Source organism: Alkalimarinus coralli, assembly GCF_023650515.1.
Taxonomy (GTDB): Bacteria; Pseudomonadota; Gammaproteobacteria; order Pseudomonadales; family Oleiphilaceae; genus Alkalimarinus; species Alkalimarinus coralli.
In genome coordinates this window covers 4,048,302-4,062,638 of sequence record NZ_CP096016.1, presented here as the reverse complement: position 1 = coordinate 4,062,638, position 14,337 = coordinate 4,048,302, and the positions used below count along the sequence as shown (strand labels likewise).

The 14,337-nt window shown below is 48.0% G+C and carries 14 protein-coding genes; 4 read left to right on the top strand and 10 right to left on the bottom strand.

Annotated features, from left to right (window positions below):
* Nucleotides 1-45 precede the first annotated feature (45 nt).
* The 4 genes from cyoE to MY523_RS18210 are packed head-to-tail and all read right to left on the bottom strand — an operon-like array spanning nt 46 to nt 3,633.
* Nucleotides 46-1,005: a heme o synthase gene (gene cyoE, locus MY523_RS18225; RefSeq protein WP_250656106.1), complete on the bottom strand. Its 960-nt coding sequence runs from the start codon at nt 1,003-1,005 to the stop codon at nt 46-48.
* Entirely contained in the window at nt 1,002-2,156 is a 1,155-nt protein-coding gene (locus MY523_RS18220; RefSeq protein ID WP_250656105.1) for a COX15/CtaA family protein, read from the bottom strand. The genes cyoE and MY523_RS18220 overlap by 4 nt, the downstream gene beginning before the upstream one ends.
* Nucleotides 2,157-2,183: 27 nt before the next feature.
* The gene (locus MY523_RS18215) at nt 2,184-2,876 is read right to left on the bottom strand and encodes a redox-active disulfide-containing membrane protein (protein ID WP_250656104.1); all 693 of its coding nucleotides are present in this window, start codon (nt 2,874-2,876) and stop codon (nt 2,184-2,186) included.
* On the bottom strand, nt 2,866-3,633 hold the full coding sequence (locus MY523_RS18210) for an SURF1 family protein (protein WP_250656103.1): 768 nt from the start codon (nt 3,631-3,633) through the stop codon (nt 2,866-2,868). Before MY523_RS18210 ends, MY523_RS18215 begins: the two co-directional genes overlap by 11 nt.
* A 51-nt stretch (nt 3,634-3,684) precedes the next feature.
* Here MY523_RS18210 and MY523_RS18205 point away from each other — a divergent pair, with 51 nt between their 5' ends.
* Nucleotides 3,685-3,915, top strand: coding sequence for a twin transmembrane helix small protein (locus MY523_RS18205; RefSeq protein WP_250656102.1), 231 nt, complete (start codon nt 3,685-3,687; stop codon nt 3,913-3,915).
* A gap of 4 nt (nt 3,916-3,919) precedes the next feature.
* Here the strand turns inward: MY523_RS18205 and MY523_RS18200 are convergent, their stop codons facing one another.
* Genes MY523_RS18200 through coxB form a run of 4 tightly spaced genes read right to left on the bottom strand, consistent with a single transcriptional unit; the run spans nt 3,920 to nt 8,050 of the window.
* Nucleotides 3,920-4,807: a cytochrome c oxidase subunit 3 gene (locus MY523_RS18200; protein WP_250656101.1), complete on the bottom strand. Its 888-nt coding sequence runs from the start codon at nt 4,805-4,807 to the stop codon at nt 3,920-3,922.
* A gap of 41 nt (nt 4,808-4,848) precedes the next feature.
* Nucleotides 4,849-5,415, bottom strand: coding sequence for a cytochrome c oxidase assembly protein (locus tag MY523_RS18195; RefSeq protein ID WP_250656100.1), 567 nt, complete (start codon nt 5,413-5,415; stop codon nt 4,849-4,851).
* 6 nt (nt 5,416-5,421) lie between these two features.
* Nucleotides 5,422-7,008: a cytochrome c oxidase subunit I gene (gene ctaD, locus MY523_RS18190; protein WP_250656099.1), complete on the bottom strand. Its 1,587-nt coding sequence runs from the start codon at nt 7,006-7,008 to the stop codon at nt 5,422-5,424.
* A 4-nt stretch (nt 7,009-7,012) separates the two neighbouring features.
* Complete coding sequence (gene coxB / locus MY523_RS18185) at nt 7,013-8,050, bottom strand: cytochrome c oxidase subunit II (protein ID WP_420839255.1); 1,038 nt, start codon at nt 8,048-8,050, stop codon at nt 7,013-7,015.
* Nucleotides 8,051-8,475: 425 nt separating this feature from the next.
* Here coxB and MY523_RS18180 point away from each other — a divergent pair, with 425 nt between their 5' ends.
* The 3 genes from MY523_RS18180 (at nt 8,476) to MY523_RS18170 (ending at nt 11,658) form a co-directional block, all read left to right on the top strand.
* Nucleotides 8,476-9,858: an MATE family efflux transporter gene (locus MY523_RS18180; RefSeq protein WP_250656098.1), complete on the top strand. Its 1,383-nt coding sequence runs from the start codon at nt 8,476-8,478 to the stop codon at nt 9,856-9,858.
* A gap of 90 nt (nt 9,859-9,948) precedes the next feature.
* Nucleotides 9,949-10,758, top strand: a complete 810-nt coding sequence (locus tag MY523_RS18175; protein ID WP_250656097.1) for a lysophospholipid acyltransferase family protein — start codon at nt 9,949-9,951, stop codon at nt 10,756-10,758.
* A gap of 246 nt (nt 10,759-11,004) precedes the next feature.
* A complete protein-coding gene (locus tag MY523_RS18170; protein WP_250656096.1) occupies nt 11,005-11,658 on the top strand; it encodes a hypothetical protein in 654 nt (217 codons plus the stop codon).
* Between the two features lie 91 nt (nt 11,659-11,749).
* Here the strand turns inward: MY523_RS18170 and MY523_RS18165 are convergent, their stop codons facing one another.
* Both MY523_RS18165 and prlC read right to left on the bottom strand, forming a co-directional pair.
* Nucleotides 11,750-12,007, bottom strand: coding sequence for a YheV family putative zinc ribbon protein (locus tag MY523_RS18165; RefSeq protein ID WP_250656095.1), 258 nt, complete (start codon nt 12,005-12,007; stop codon nt 11,750-11,752).
* Nucleotides 12,008-12,167: 160 nt separating this feature from the next.
* Nucleotides 12,168-14,213: an oligopeptidase A gene (prlC, locus tag MY523_RS18160; protein WP_250656094.1), complete on the bottom strand. Its 2,046-nt coding sequence runs from the start codon at nt 14,211-14,213 to the stop codon at nt 12,168-12,170.
* Nucleotides 14,214-14,337 lie beyond the last annotated feature (124 nt).

The following is a 14,337-nucleotide window of genomic DNA, read 5'->3' as shown; positions in this document are numbered from 1 at the left end:
TCATTAAAATGGCGCTTAGTTATTAGCTCCAAAAATAGAGCAGATTTAACTCCAAAAATAGAGCAGGTAGTGATCGGCCAGTAGCGCTAGAAACAGCAACATCAAGTAACTGATTGAATATTTGAAGGTGTTGATCGCCGCGTGAGGGCGGCTGTTTCTAATCATTGCGACAGCCCAGTACACAAACCGGCCTCCCAGAACCAGCGCAGAAGCTAAATAGAGATAACCACTCATCCCGGTGATAAACGGGAAAACGCTTACCGCCAACAAAATCAGCGTATACAGCAAAATTTGTACTTTGGTATAGGCCTCACCATGAGTGACTGGCAGCATGGGGATATCTGCCTTGGCGTACTCAGCTTTACGGTGAATCGCCAGCGCCCAAAAATGAGGGGGCGTCCAGGCAAAAATAATCAATACCAGTAACAGGCTGTTTGGCTCTATAGCCCCTGTGACCGATGTCCACCCCAGCAGTGGCGGAGCAGCACCAGCCAAACCACCGATGACAATATTTTGCGGCGTTGCTCGCTTCAGGAACAGCGTATAAACCACCGCATACCCAATGAGAGACGCAAAGGTGAGCCACGCAGTCAGCGCATTAATCTGGGTGATCAACAATGCCATACCGGCAGCACCGAGAACCAGCGAAAAGAGCATCGCATTTGCCACATCGACTTTGCCTTTCGCCAATGGCCGGTTTCGGGTGCGCGACATTATCGGGTCAATTTTTCGATCAACCACATGGTTAATTACAGCCGCTGAAGCGGCCATTAAAGCAATGCCTACATTTCCCAGAATCATGATCTTCCAGTGCGGAAAACCAGGGCTTGCCAGCATCATACCGATCACCGAAGTGAGAATCATAAGAGCCACAACATTGGGCTTGCACATTTCGAGATAGTCTCGCCAGCTGGCAGAGACCCGTCGATCGTTTGCGGCCTCTAGTTGGGGCGAGTAAACAGTCTGTTTGGTTGGCTGGGCCAATGAGTCTGGTATCGCTTTCATGAGATAACCTCCGCGCTTTTCGCATAATGCGGCACGTTTGTTTTTGTTATGTTTGGCGAAGCGGCTAACGGTGAACAGGCCTCACCTTCTGATCGAGAGGAATAAACGTTAAATAATTGAAAATTAAGATAAACCATGGTTAATAACAACAACGCGCCACCGGCATTATGTGCAACAGCAAGCGGAAGCGGGATTAACCAAACCACATTGAGAATCCCTAGCGTCACCTGCATCACAAGTGCAGACAACACCCAAAACAGCGCAACTTTTACCGCTTTGCTTGCCCCGCGCCACAGATGCCACGACATAATGAGCAGGTACACCGAAAGGAACAGCGCACCTAACCGATGAACCACATGAATGGCCACCCGTGATTCATTGTCCATCACACCACCTAAGTAGTTCGGGCCAATGGACTGAAATAGATTAAAACCTGAGCGCACGTTCATTTCAGGCAGCCACGCCCCCTGACACGTTGGGAAGTCAGGGCAAGCCAGCGCCGCATAATTTGAAGCCGTCCAAGCCCCCAGAAAAATCTGCAACACCACCAGAAGCAGGCCCACCATGGCCCATTTTGACAAGTTGGATACCAGGAATGTCTTATGTCTACGATTATCAACCTGTTCTGTAGAGCTGAGCCTTTTGGACATGCGCAACACAAATAAAAACAGCAATGACAGCGTCGCAAAACCACCCAGCAAATGCCCGGACACCACCTGAGGCCAAAGTTTCAAAGTGACCGTCCACATACCAAACAACCCTTGGCAAATAACCAACAAAACCAAAAACAGAGGCAGCTTGAGTGGCAATCGAGTTCCGGCGGCATCTAGCGGTGCCAGGCTGCTCTGTCGTTTAACATAACGAATACAGAGCGCGGCCTGTATCACGATCAACAACCCCAGCAAGCTGGCAAAATAACGATGAATCATCTCTGGCCAGCCCTTATCGGCGTCAACCGGAGTATCAGGAAAACGGGCTTCTGCTATTTTTATATCATCAACATGTTCGGGAACCGTTAGAAAACCATAACAACCGGGCCAGTCCGGGCAACCTAACCCGGCATCTTTAAGCCTTGTGTAAGCACCCAATGCCACCACAAATGCAGCTAATAACGTAGTAGCAATGGCTACTCGCCTTATCGTTACTGTCATCTCCATATCCCGGTCACCCAGAGCTCGTTAGCCAATATTTGAAAGCTTTAGCAGTCGTTTCATATCCTTCAATATATCCTTGCCATGCCGCTCTGCTTCATACCGAAGGATCACATTGCCCAAAGGATCAACCACCCAAATATTCCATTCATTGGCGGCTTTCGTAAGATTATTGGGCAGCTCACGGGAAAAGCGGTGTAGAGAGGCGGTATCCATATTGGCAAATGACAGCAGCGGGTACTGTCCTGCAATATCAGCCGACGGGCTGCTAAGATCGACGTTACTTGCCAGCACGCGGGTCACTCTATCGGCTTCTTTGCCCAGCGCAATATTCACCTGTCTTACGGTATAAAGCGCGGCCTGGCAGGGCTTGTTGCATTCATCAGCCCCCATAACCATCAACACCCACTTACTTTCAACCACGTCTTTGTCCGCGTTAGTGGTCAGTAAATCCCACTTAAGCGGCCTTGCACCGGGCTCATCAAGTGAAAAGTGTCTGACGAGAGGCTGACCCTGCGAGTCTGTCGCGTTTAACTGAGCGATGCTGACAGGGGGCCATATCAGCTCACCATGATTCGTTGACCCGGACGGAATGCCCCAACCGCCAAAATACATGGAGGTTGCCGCTGCCATCGGTACAAATACCATGGCAAAAAGGCCAACTAACTTTAAACGGTTATTGCGGATACTCTTTGCTGAGTTATTATTTTTATCGCTCATCTGCCTGCCTAACCTCAATCATGTTATTTTTTCTGATGGCGATAACCGTCATCACCACCAGCACTAGCGCCAGAGAAAACCACTGAACAGCATAGCCGACGTGCTTTTCAGGAGAAATTGTCACCGTATTCCAACCCGTTTTGAGTGCGCCCGGTTGACTATCATCAGCAAGCCGCAACACAAATGGATAAAGGTCACTATTCAGTTCTGCCTCCAGGGCACTCATATCAAGAGACTGAACACGCCTCGGCCAGTGTTGAGTAGTTTTTTTTTCAGCCAGAGTAAAGTCCATCTCACGCTTCAAGTAGATCGTCCCGTTAATATCAACACGCCCTTTCACTGCGGGGACAACAGGCCACTGGTCTCGATAAGGTGGTGCCTCTATCCACCCCCGATTGACCAGTAACGATCTGCCATCATCGGTTCTAAACAGATGAAGAACTTCATAACCGACTCGACCGTTTCGGGTTCTGTTATCCAGCAGCAAGTAGGCCGTTTCATCGTACTGCCCAAAGGCACTGATTTTTTTATAGTTCCACTGGCTACCCTGTGTCTGATTCTTCCATCCCTGTACGGTAAAATCAGAGAGTTGGCGGCTGCTCGCTTTATCTCCGGTAATCTGCTGTTGAACAGTGGCGTACTTTTCATCAGCCCGGTTGAGCTGCCATATGCCAAGCCCTGCCAGTATGGGGGTCATTACAGCAGCAAACAGTACCAACGCTACGGTTCCTTTAGAATATCTCTTCGTTCGCGCCATCAATTAACAACTATACTTAGGTAATATTGGTGCTTATCGGGACAACAAAAGATGATTAAGGCTCTCATTGTCATACTGCTGTTTGCGGTCATTATCAGCCTGTTCAGTGGCCTGTTCTTTCTGGTAAAGGATGAAGGAAAAACCACTCGAACCGTCAATGCACTCACGGTGCGAGTGACACTATCGGTGATGCTGCTGGCGCTACTGGCCTATGCTGTAATCAGCGGGCAACTGCCCATTAACCCTTACGCTAGTGCTACTCTCACTTTGGACGCACTTTAAGACCTTAAAGAATGTAAACAAACACAAACAGCCCCAGCCATACCACATCAACAAAGTGCCAATACCAGCTCGCCGCTTCAAATCCAAAATGGTTATCCTTGTCAAAATGCCCTTTCAGAATTCGAATAAACATAATGGTCAACATCAACGCCCCCAGGGTGACGTGGGCACCATGGAAACCGGTGAGCATAAAGAACGTCGAACCATAAATGCCTGAGCGTAGTGTTAGATCAAGCGTGGTATACGCTTCGATATACTCTTCAATCTGAAAAAACAGAAAAGCAATACCCAGCAATATGGTCGCAGCAAGCCACACTTTAAGTTGCGTTCGGTTGTTATTCTTTAACGCTCGATGAGCGATAGTGACCGTAACACTGGAGCTCACCAGCAATAGGGTATTGAGCAAAGGCAGGTGCCAGGGGTCAATAATGGCTTTCGGGCCTGGATAAAGTTCTGGATTGGGGTTTTGCAATAGCGGCCAAACCGCCTCAAATCCGGGCCATAGCATTGCAGAGGCCCCCTTATCGCCTTCTCCTGCCAGCCAGGGCACCGCAAACATCCGCGCATAAAACAGTGCGCCAAAAAATGCAGCAAAGAACATCACTTCAGAGAAAATAAACCAGCTCATGCCCCAACGAAACGAACGATCCATCTGGTGGCTGTACATACCACTGCGGCTTTCATGCACAACATTGCCAAACCAGCCAAACAGCATGTAAGCCATAATCAACGAACCGGCCAGAAATATCAGCCAGGAGCCCCCCGTCTCTCGCCCTGCGCTGCTGTCGTTCATAATTGAGGCAGTACCAAAAAGAGTGAGCGCCAATCCAATGGTGGCGATGATCGGCCATTTGCTTTGTGCGGGCACATAATATGACTGCGGTGTGGTCATGGAGCCTCCTGTTTTTATCACATACACGACTAGCCTTTCTGCTAGCCTGCTTCACCTGATACCGTTGCGTCATTTTGAACGGGCTGATCAAACAACGTATATGACAGTGTTAGTTTGGTCAGATACTCAGGCAGGTCTTTATCCACTACAAATCTAAGCGGCATGCGGGTCTCTTCTCCCGCTTTCAGTGCTTGTCGGGTAAAACAGAAGCACTCAATCTTGTGAAAGTAGTCCGTTCCTTCATTCGGTGACAGGCTGGGGACGGCTTGAGCAACCATATCTTGCGAGGTCGGATTGCGTGCAATAAATTCAACCTGCATCAGCTCACCGGGATGAACCTCAACCTGTGTTATTGCAGGCTTAAAGTGCCAAGGCATCGCTTCATTATTCTGAGTAACAAACTGCACCTTAATGACTCGGGTTAAGTCAGCCTCAAGCTCACCCGACTGCAACACATATTTGGGGCCGGTTTTTCCGTTGATACCGGTCAACTCACAAAACACGTTATAGAGGGGCACCAGCGCGAAACCGAAACCAAACATTCCCACTACAACGCCAAGCGCCAACAAAACAGTGCGTTTGTTTTTTGACTGGGGTTGACCGTTCATCAGCCACTACTTCACTTCTGGTGGTGTGCTGAAAGTGTGATATGGGGCCGGCGAGGGGATCGTCCACTCCAGCCCTTCAGCACTTTCCCACACGGCCGCAGTCGCTTTACGGCCACTGCGTATGGTGCTGATAACAATGTATAAAAAGATCAGCTGGGTAAACCCGAACATAAATGCGCCGATAGAGGAGATCCAGTTAAAGTCTGCAAACTGCAATGCATAGTCAGGAATACGCCGTGGCATCCCCGCCAACCCTAAGAAGTGCATTGGAAAAAAGGCCAGGTTCATCCCCACAAACGACAACCAAAAATGTGCTTTACCTAATGTTTCGCTATACATACGCCCGCACCATTTAGGTAACCAGTAATAAACGGCAGCAAAAATTCCGAAAATCGCCCCCGGCACCAGCACATAATGAAAGTGCGCCACAACAAAGTAAGTGTCATGATATTGAAAATCCGAAGGCGCAATGGCCAGCATTAAGCCGGAAAACCCGCCTATTGAGAACAGAATGACAAACGCCACCGAAAACAGCATCGGGGTCTCGAAACTGATTGAGCCCTTAAACATGGTTGCCACCCAGTTAAACACTTTCACCCCGGTCGGTACCGCGATCAACATCGTGGCATACATAAAGAACAACTCGCCAAACAAGGGAATGCCCACCGTAAACATATGGTGAGCCCAAACGATAAACGAGAGCAACGCAATAGATGAGGTGGCCCATACCATGGAGTGATAACCAAATAGTTTCTTGCGGCTAAACGTCGGAATAATCTGAGAAACAACACCAAAAGCAGGCAGAATCATGATGTAAACTTCAGGGTGGCCAAAAAACCAGAATACATGCTGAAACAGTACCGGATCACCCCCGCCTGCGGCATTGAAAAAGCTGGTGCCAAAGTGAATATCCATCAGCATCATAGTAACGACACCCGCCAACACAGGCATCACGGCAATCAGCAAGAATGCCGTAATTAACCAGGTCCAGACAAATAGCGGCATTTTCATGTAGGTCATGCCTGGGGCCCGCATATTAAGAATCGTCGCGATCACGTTAATAGCACCCATAATTGAAGAGATCCCCATCATGTGCACACCAAAGATAAAGTATGTCACACTCGGTGGCGCATAGGTCGTTGAGAGAGGCGCGTAGAAGGTCCAGCCAAAGTTGGGCGCACCACCTTCCATAAATAAGGTTGATAACAACATGGTAAAGGCAAACGGTAGAATCCAGAAGCTCCAGTTGTTCATTCTGGGCAGAGCCATATCCGGCGCGCCAATCATCATCGGGATCATCCAGTTTGCCAGCCCGACAAACGCGGGCATCACCGCACCGAATACCATGATCAAACCATGCATGGTGGTCATTTGGTTAAAGAAACCGGGGTCAACTATCTGTAAACCGGGCTGGAACAGCTCAGCGCGAATGGTGAGTGCCATGCAGCCGCCCACCAGAAACATGGCAAAGCTGAACCAAAGATACATCGAACCAATATCTTTGTGGTTAGTGGTAAACAGCCATCGACCAATTCCGCGGGCAGGGCCGTGATGGTGATCTTCTTTCAACTCGCTTTCAACGACAGCACTCATAAGATTAGTTTCCCTTCGCTTTAGCAATGTCTTGTGGTGATACAGAGTCGCCTGTATTGTTGCCCCATGCGTTTCGTTCGTAGGTGATCACAGCCGCCAGGTCGACATCACTCAACTGCGCGGCAAATGCCTGCATGGCTGTACCGGGCTTACCATTTACGACGATATCAATGTGTTCTTCGACCGGGCCTATGGCAATCGCACTGCCTTTAAGGGCGGGGAATGCAGGCGGAATACCCGCACCGTTTTGCTGATGGCAGGCTGCACAGCTGCTGTTGTAAACCGCTTCCCCTTTAGCCATCAGGTCTTCCATCGACCAAACCTGTGATGCCAATAGCGCTTCAGATCGTGCTTTTTCCTGCTTCGCCGCAAGCCATGCCTGATACTCGGGCTCTTCTACCGCCTTGACCACGATAGGCATAAAACCATGATCTTTACCGCACAACTCTGCACACTGTCCACGGTAAATGCCAGGTTCATTTACTTTGGTCCAGGCTTCATTAATAAAGCCTGGAATCGCATCTTTCTTGACGGCAAAAGCGGGGACCCACCATGAGTGAATTACATCATTGGCGGTCACCAGAAACCTGATTTTCTTATTAACGGGAATAACCATAGGCTCATCTACTTCCAACAAATAGTGGTCACCTTTGGTTGCTTCATTATTGATCTGTTCTTGGGGGGTACTTAAATTGCTGAAGAAGCTGACATCATCATTTATATAGTCGTACTGCCACTTCCACTGGTAACCAGTAATTTTAATATCAATGTCTGACTCGGAAATATCGTACATTTCTTTTAACGTGGAGGTTGCTGGCACCGCCATTGCCACCAGAATGATAATAGGGATCAACGTCCAGATTATTTCTACCGTGGTACTTTCATGAAAAGTTGCAGGTTTAGCCCCCTGACTCTTGCGATACTTGAACATTGACCAGAACATCACGCTAAAAACCGCAATGGCAATAACCACGCAAATCCAGAAAATAATCATATGAAGACTGTAGACCGACTGACTGATATCCGTCACCCCCGGAGTCATATTGACGCCGTATTCGGCCCAGGATGAAGAACAAAAGCTGAGTAGAAAAAAAGATATCAACAGTTGAAGGCGTGACCGAATTGCGCTCGGCCAGCAGTGCCCTGTGTAACTGCGCTGAGTAAAATTACACCTCGTCAAGCTAAGCAATAGCGATCGCATAGAGGGTGTCTCCACATTTTTTCTTTTGTTGTTTTTATTCTGTTAGGTGCCTATCACTCAATGCCCGTAACACTGACCTTGTCACAGTCAAACCCTGCTATAGACGGGCGATAACGCTTCCTCTTCGATAGAAACCTCGAACTACTTATTTTTATAAGTTAATTCTATTAACAGATCCTTGTTTAGTTCAGTATAGTCTCAACCTTTTTCGCAGCACAAATAATTGCTTAATATTTAATCAACTTAAAAACACTCTTGATAGATTAATGTGTTCTAAAAATGACATAAATCAAGGCGATTATTCGCCCACAAGCTCCTTGCACGCTCGACTTTGGGCGATTTCATGGCCGCTAATACTTGCCAATATAACGGTTCCCCTGCTGGGTTTAGTGGATGCCGCAGTGCTTGGGCACCTGGATTCACCTGTTTACCTAGGGGCCGTCGCAATCGGTGCAAATATATTCACCTTTTTATTCTGGGGTTTTGGCTTTTTACGGATGGGCACAACGGGGTTAATGGCCCAAGCCTATGGCAGTCAACAGGGTCAACATACGCAAAACGCACACAACTTCAGTCAACTGCAACAGGTTTTCTCTCAGGCCCTGATGTTATCCGTTGCCATTGGTCTGCTGTTGATCATAGCTCAAACATGGCTGTTTCAATTTGCCCTTTATTTGATTGGCGGCAGCGACGAAGTGACTGAACTGGCTAAGCGCTATTGTGAAATCCGCATCTATGCCGCCCCGGCGACACTGGCCCATTACGTGCTGATTGGCTGCCTGATCGGCACCCAAAATAGCCGTGGCCCGTTGATCATTCTTATTAGCGCAAACAGCATCAATATCCTGCTGGATTTACTGTTTGTTATGGGCTTTGGCTGGCAAAGTGATGGGGTTGCCTGGGCAACCCTGATTGCGGAATACAGCTCGGTCGCTATTGGTTTTGCCATCATTAAACGAAGCCAGTGGGTCAGCCATTGGCAGGCAACATGGAACGATGTGCTCAACAGGCAGCATCTGGCCCGACTTATTAACGTTAATCGACACCTTTTTATCCGTACTATTACACTGCTTTTTACCTTTGCATTTTTCACCGCTCAAGGCGCTCAGCAGAGCGATCTGGTGTTGGCGGTTAACGCCGTACTACTCACATTTCTGCTATTAATATCAAACGGGCTGGATGGGTTTGCAAACGCGGCTGAGGCACTGGTTGGAGAAGCAATAGGGCAGAGAGATATCCGACAGTTCAAGCACATCGTTAATGTCGCCGGCTTTTGGTCGCTGATAACCGCGATAGTGTTCTCGCTGGTTTTCTGGCTGTTTGGCTCAACCATCATTGAGCTACTCTCCAATATCCCCGAGGTTATTAGTGCAGCCAATCAGTACCTTGCCTGGATAATCCTGTTGCCTATTATCGCCATGCCCAGCTACCTGTTTGATGGTGTTTTTATCGGTGCAACACGCTCTCGAGAGATGCAAAATACCATGCTGGCCTCTACCTTGCTCATCTTTATACCCGTCTGGTGGCTATCGCAAGGGTGGGGCAATCACGGGCTCTGGCTCGCCCTGACGCTATTTCTTCTATCTAGAGGGTTATCGCTGGCATACCTTTATTTACGCTACAGCCGACAACGCATATGGCTGGCTTGAGCATCTATCAAACACGCTTTCATCATACTGACATATAAGCACAGGCATCATTGACTAAACCGGACATAACATCGTATAGAGTCGAGCTGTATGGTTACCATTGCGCTAACATTAGTCGATAAAATAAAACAGGATCAGAGAACTACTCTTAGAGCCTACTACCGTCTTGCGGATGTTTTTTGTCACTGCAGTAAACTCTCCGTAACACTGCCAACGCGTCATCTAATTAATACCCTGCGCCGAGAGCAGGATAATCACCTGCTTGAAAACAGGTCATTCAAAAAATGGCTGGGAAAGCTGATTGAAAAGCTCAACGTTGAGGTTATTGTTGAAGGCCAACCCGAAATAACAAGCGGACTCTATGTCTCCAACCACATATCCTGGCTTGATGCGGTAGTATTGGCCAATATTTCGAACTTCTCGTTTATCGCCAAGAATGAGGTTAAACGATGGCCTCTAATCGGCCCCTTTGGGCAGATGGCGCGTACCGTTTTTATCGAGCGCAAAAACAAGTTTTCTGTCTACCGCTCGCTTCCCAAACTCGAAGAGCACCTAAACAAAGGACGCGCGTTGATGCTATTCCCCGAAGGAACAACAACCAATGGCACTAGCGCACTACCGTTCTTTCCGATGCTCTATGAAGCGGCCGTAAGAAGCCAAAAACCAGTTCAAGCCGTGACGATTCGCTACACCGACCACGACAACCGTTTTATGCCAGAAGTAGGGTTTATTGAAGAAGATAATTTATTCGATACCTTGATCAGAATGCTGAAACGCAACATAGTAAAAGCCCATATTTGTTTTCACCCGCCAATTGAAAACCGATCATTGTGCCGTAAAAAACTGGCCCACCAGTCTCATAAGATGATTGTAGATAGGCTATCTCTGTTGCCTATATAGCGTTTTATAACCGCTACTATGAAGCCTTTGCACGACGTTATTGGTGAGCGCAGTCGTCGTGAAAAGCTCTCAATATGCAATCTTTAATTGAAAAGTTAATGACTCATAATAAAAAAGACTAATTGTCAGCTTTTCCTTCAACGGTTCTCTTCTAAACTCTTTATATTGACGTTTATTAATCAGGCAGCAAGTCCTCGGACACGCTCAACCCCGCTGCCGCTGGTAGGTATTTGAGCAGGAACCTACATGAATTCTGAAGCAGTATTTAGAGTTATTGAACAAGCAAAACGTTCTGAAGCTAAAACTCGCGCCTTCCATCACATGATGGAGGAGAAAGTGTATCAGTTGCACCTTATCATCGGATTGCATAATGAAGACCCGGCAGACTGCCTGGTAAGATTTGCCACCGAATACATTGAAATGGCACCACGAGTAATGGAGTGTGTCGAAGTCTGCGCGCGTGAGGCTCATGCAGAGTGGCTATTCGAGCCGTTTTTAAAGACCGCATTCAACTATTTTGTGAGCCCTAAAATGGTATTTAGCCACTATACCGGGCTGGACGGCCTTTTAATGAAAGCCTACCTCTGTCACCGACTGTTAGAAGAGATGTATGAAAACAACAAATCTATCCGCAATAGCCAGCTATGCGCGGTAGAAGTGACTCAGGCTAATTTGCTCGCCCATCAGTTAATTGGCGAACCCTTTGCCAATGAACTGGACGAGTCAATGTTGATTACGGTTAAACAGGTCGCGGGGTCACCGAAGTATTACGACCTTAACCTGTCAACCTTTGTTGAACAGGCACAACATCAGACATGGGACTGGATGCGAGAGTACTGGCAAAACCTGCTGACTCGCAATCACATACAGCTTCATTTCTCATACAGAAATGCGCTGTAGCATTGATGTAATGCCTTTGCACACTGTTATGAACTAACAATGCATGAGCAAAACAAAGGCCTGTAACGGCTGGTTAAGCCTTCAGCACCTATTAGTGCTTGGTTCCGCTGGGGTCAAAAATTTTCAGAGGCACCACTTCGTCATCCAGCTCCATAGGGGTTAACTGGTTGACGCGTGTTTCAAGCACTTCTGACTCAAGCGTTTCTTCCTGCTCGATCTGCTTATCGGTATAACCACAGCTGACGCACTCTCTGAATGTGCCTTCTTCATTACTATAGGTCACCAGACGATCCATTTCTGCACACTTGGGGCATACAGCACCCGCAATAAAACGGCGATGTTGCTTCATAGGTTTTCAAACTCGATAATGAATTAACCGTATTGTACCAGCTCATGAAGCCTTCGACATCAGTCAAGCGGTGCGCAAGCACACCCCAAAGCGAGACAGCAGGGCTTATAGGGTTTGCTGGCGTACCAATCAGTGAACGCCCTCGTACAAAGATCTCGAGTTAAATGATGCCCGCCTGATGGAGCAAGGGCTCAACACTTGGCTCCCGCCCTCTAAACTCGACAAACAGCTCCATTGGCTCTCTGGAGCCGCCTTGTTCCAGAATCGCATGGAGAAATTCTTCGCCGGTTTGTTGATCAAACACCCCATTTTCTTCAAATTTTGAAAAGGCGTCAGCCGCCAGTACTTCAGCCCATTTGTAGCTGTAATACCCTGCGGCATAACCACCGGCAAAAATATGCGAGAACGAGTTCTGGAACCGAGTAAATGAGGGCGGCTTAACCACAGCCACCTGATCCCTGACATCCTTTAATATCTCAGCCGCCTCAACGGGGTGACTATCGCTATATTCAGTATGAAGCCGGAAGTCAAAGAGCGAAAATTCAAGCTGGCGCATCATCTGCATTCCCGCCTGGAAATTCTTCGCGGCTAACATTTTGTCGAGCATTGATTTTGGCAATGGCTCACCTGTTTCGTAATGCCCTGAGATCAGTTGTAGTGCTTCTGGCTGCCAGCACCAGTTTTCAAGAAACTGGCTGGGCAACTCCACCGCATCCCAGGCCACACCATTAATGCCAGACACTTCGTAAACATCCATTTTGGTCAGCATGTGGTGAAGCCCATGGCCAAACTCATGGAACAAGGTTGTCACTTCATCATGCGTCAACAGGGCGGGTTTATCACCCACCGGTGGGGTGAAATTGCAGGTTAAAAACGCGACCGGGTCAATCAGTTGATTATCTTTATCCTTCAACCTGACTCGGCAATCAGCCATCCAGGCCCCTCCGCGCTTGTTGGCACGCGCGTATAGGTCAAGGTAGAACGCGGCGATCTTCTGCCCATCACGCTTGATTTCATAATAGGTCACATCGGGATGCCATAACGTGGCCTCGTCGCTCTGTTCGATCTCAATATTGAACAGACGATGCACACAGTCAAACATGCCTTGAATCACTTTGTGAGCAGGAAAGTAAGGCCTTAGCTCTTCCTGCGAAATGGCATAGCGGTTCTGCCTCAGCTTCTCGCCAAAGTAGGCTAAGTCCCAAGACTGCAATGACTCTCCATTTAATGTCTCGCCACCGTGTTCTTTTGCATAAGCCTGCAGTTCTTCAAACTCTTTTTCAGCAACGGGTTTGGTCTTTACCGCCAGCTCATTGAGAAAGTCGAGCACCTCTTCAGTACTGGATGCCATTTTTTTAGCCAATGAGCGATCTGCATAATTATCAAACCCTAAAATCGTCGCCAGTTCGTAGCGCAGTGACATGATTTCTTTGATTAACGGCCCGTTGTCCCACTGACCGGCATTGGGGCCTTGATCAGATGCTCGGGTCAGAAAGGCTTCATACACTTCTTGTCGCAATGCCCGATTGTCACAGTAGGTCATCACCGGGAAATAACTGGGGAAGTCCAAGGTAATGACAAACCCTTCCAGCGCTCTTTGTTTTGCCGCTTGTCTGGCTCCGTCTAGCGCGCTCTCGGGCAGCCCGGAAAGTTCTTTTTCATCTTCAATATGGCGATACCAGCCCTGAGTCGCATCAAGTACGTTTTCTGAAAACTTGCTGGTCAACTCGGAGAGTCGGTTAGACAGCTCAGAGAAGCGGGCTTTTTTATCATCATCCAGGTCAACCCCCGACAGGTGGAATGCCTTCAATATATTCTCGACTGACTTTCGGCTCTGCTGATCCAGTGTTTCAAACTCGTCACTCTCAGCAAGGGTTTTATATGCTTCATAGAGCGCTTTATTTTGACCCACTTCTGTTGAATATGCTGTCAGCTTTGCAAGGCTGTTGTTATAGGCATCACGGAGCGCCTCATCATTAACCACCGCATTTAAGTGGCTAATCGCTGACCAGGCATCATTAAGCCTGTTATCAAGCTCTTCCATTGGTCTGGCAAGCGTCTCCCACCTGATATCATCGAGCTGGGTTAATGCTTCAATCTTGCTGCGGTTGTCTTGAAGAATCTGATCAATAGCCGGTTCAACGTGCTCAGTCTTGATTAGATCAAAGTGCGGGAGGGCTGATGCTTGCAGTAACGGATTCGTCATTCTAGTTATTTTCCTGACTATTGAAATTAAGTTGTCTCGTATTCGTCTTCTATTAATGGGTTCTTATCATAAGAAAACAACCGGCCTCACTACAATCTGAACTACAATCCGATTTATAACCGGC

Excerpts from the sequence above, each read along its gene's own strand:
- MY523_RS18205 (WP_250656102.1), top strand. The coding sequence starts at position 3,685 with ATGATTAAGGCTCTCATTGTCATACTGCTGTTTGCGGTCATTATCAGC.
- prlC (WP_250656094.1), bottom strand. The coding sequence starts at position 14,213 with ATGACGAATCCGTTACTGCAAGCATCAGCCCTCCCGCACTTTGATCTA.
- cyoE (WP_250656106.1), bottom strand. The coding sequence starts at position 1,005 with ATGAAAGCGATACCAGACTCATTGGCCCAGCCAACCAAACAGACTGTT.
- MY523_RS18165 (WP_250656095.1), bottom strand. The coding sequence starts at position 12,007 with ATGAAGCAACATCGCCGTTTTATTGCGGGTGCTGTATGCCCCAAGTGT.
- coxB (WP_420839255.1), bottom strand. The coding sequence starts at position 8,050 with ATGACTCCGGGGGTGACGGATATCAGTCAGTCGGTCTACAGTCTTCAT.
- MY523_RS18175 (WP_250656097.1), top strand. The coding sequence starts at position 9,949 with ATGGTTACCATTGCGCTAACATTAGTCGATAAAATAAAACAGGATCAG.
- ctaD (WP_250656099.1), bottom strand. The coding sequence starts at position 7,008 with ATGAGTGCTGTCGTTGAAAGCGAGTTGAAAGAAGATCACCATCACGGC.
- MY523_RS18180 (WP_250656098.1), top strand. The coding sequence starts at position 8,476 with ATGTGTTCTAAAAATGACATAAATCAAGGCGATTATTCGCCCACAAGC.
- MY523_RS18200 (WP_250656101.1), bottom strand. The coding sequence starts at position 4,807 with ATGACCACACCGCAGTCATATTATGTGCCCGCACAAAGCAAATGGCCG.
- MY523_RS18215 (WP_250656104.1), bottom strand. The coding sequence starts at position 2,876 with ATGAGCGATAAAAATAATAACTCAGCAAAGAGTATCCGCAATAACCGT.
- MY523_RS18220 (WP_250656105.1), bottom strand. The coding sequence starts at position 2,156 with ATGACAGTAACGATAAGGCGAGTAGCCATTGCTACTACGTTATTAGCT.
- MY523_RS18170 (WP_250656096.1), top strand. The coding sequence starts at position 11,005 with ATGAATTCTGAAGCAGTATTTAGAGTTATTGAACAAGCAAAACGTTCT.
- MY523_RS18210 (WP_250656103.1), bottom strand. The coding sequence starts at position 3,633 with ATGGCGCGAACGAAGAGATATTCTAAAGGAACCGTAGCGTTGGTACTG.
- MY523_RS18195 (WP_250656100.1), bottom strand. The coding sequence starts at position 5,415 with ATGAACGGTCAACCCCAGTCAAAAAACAAACGCACTGTTTTGTTGGCG.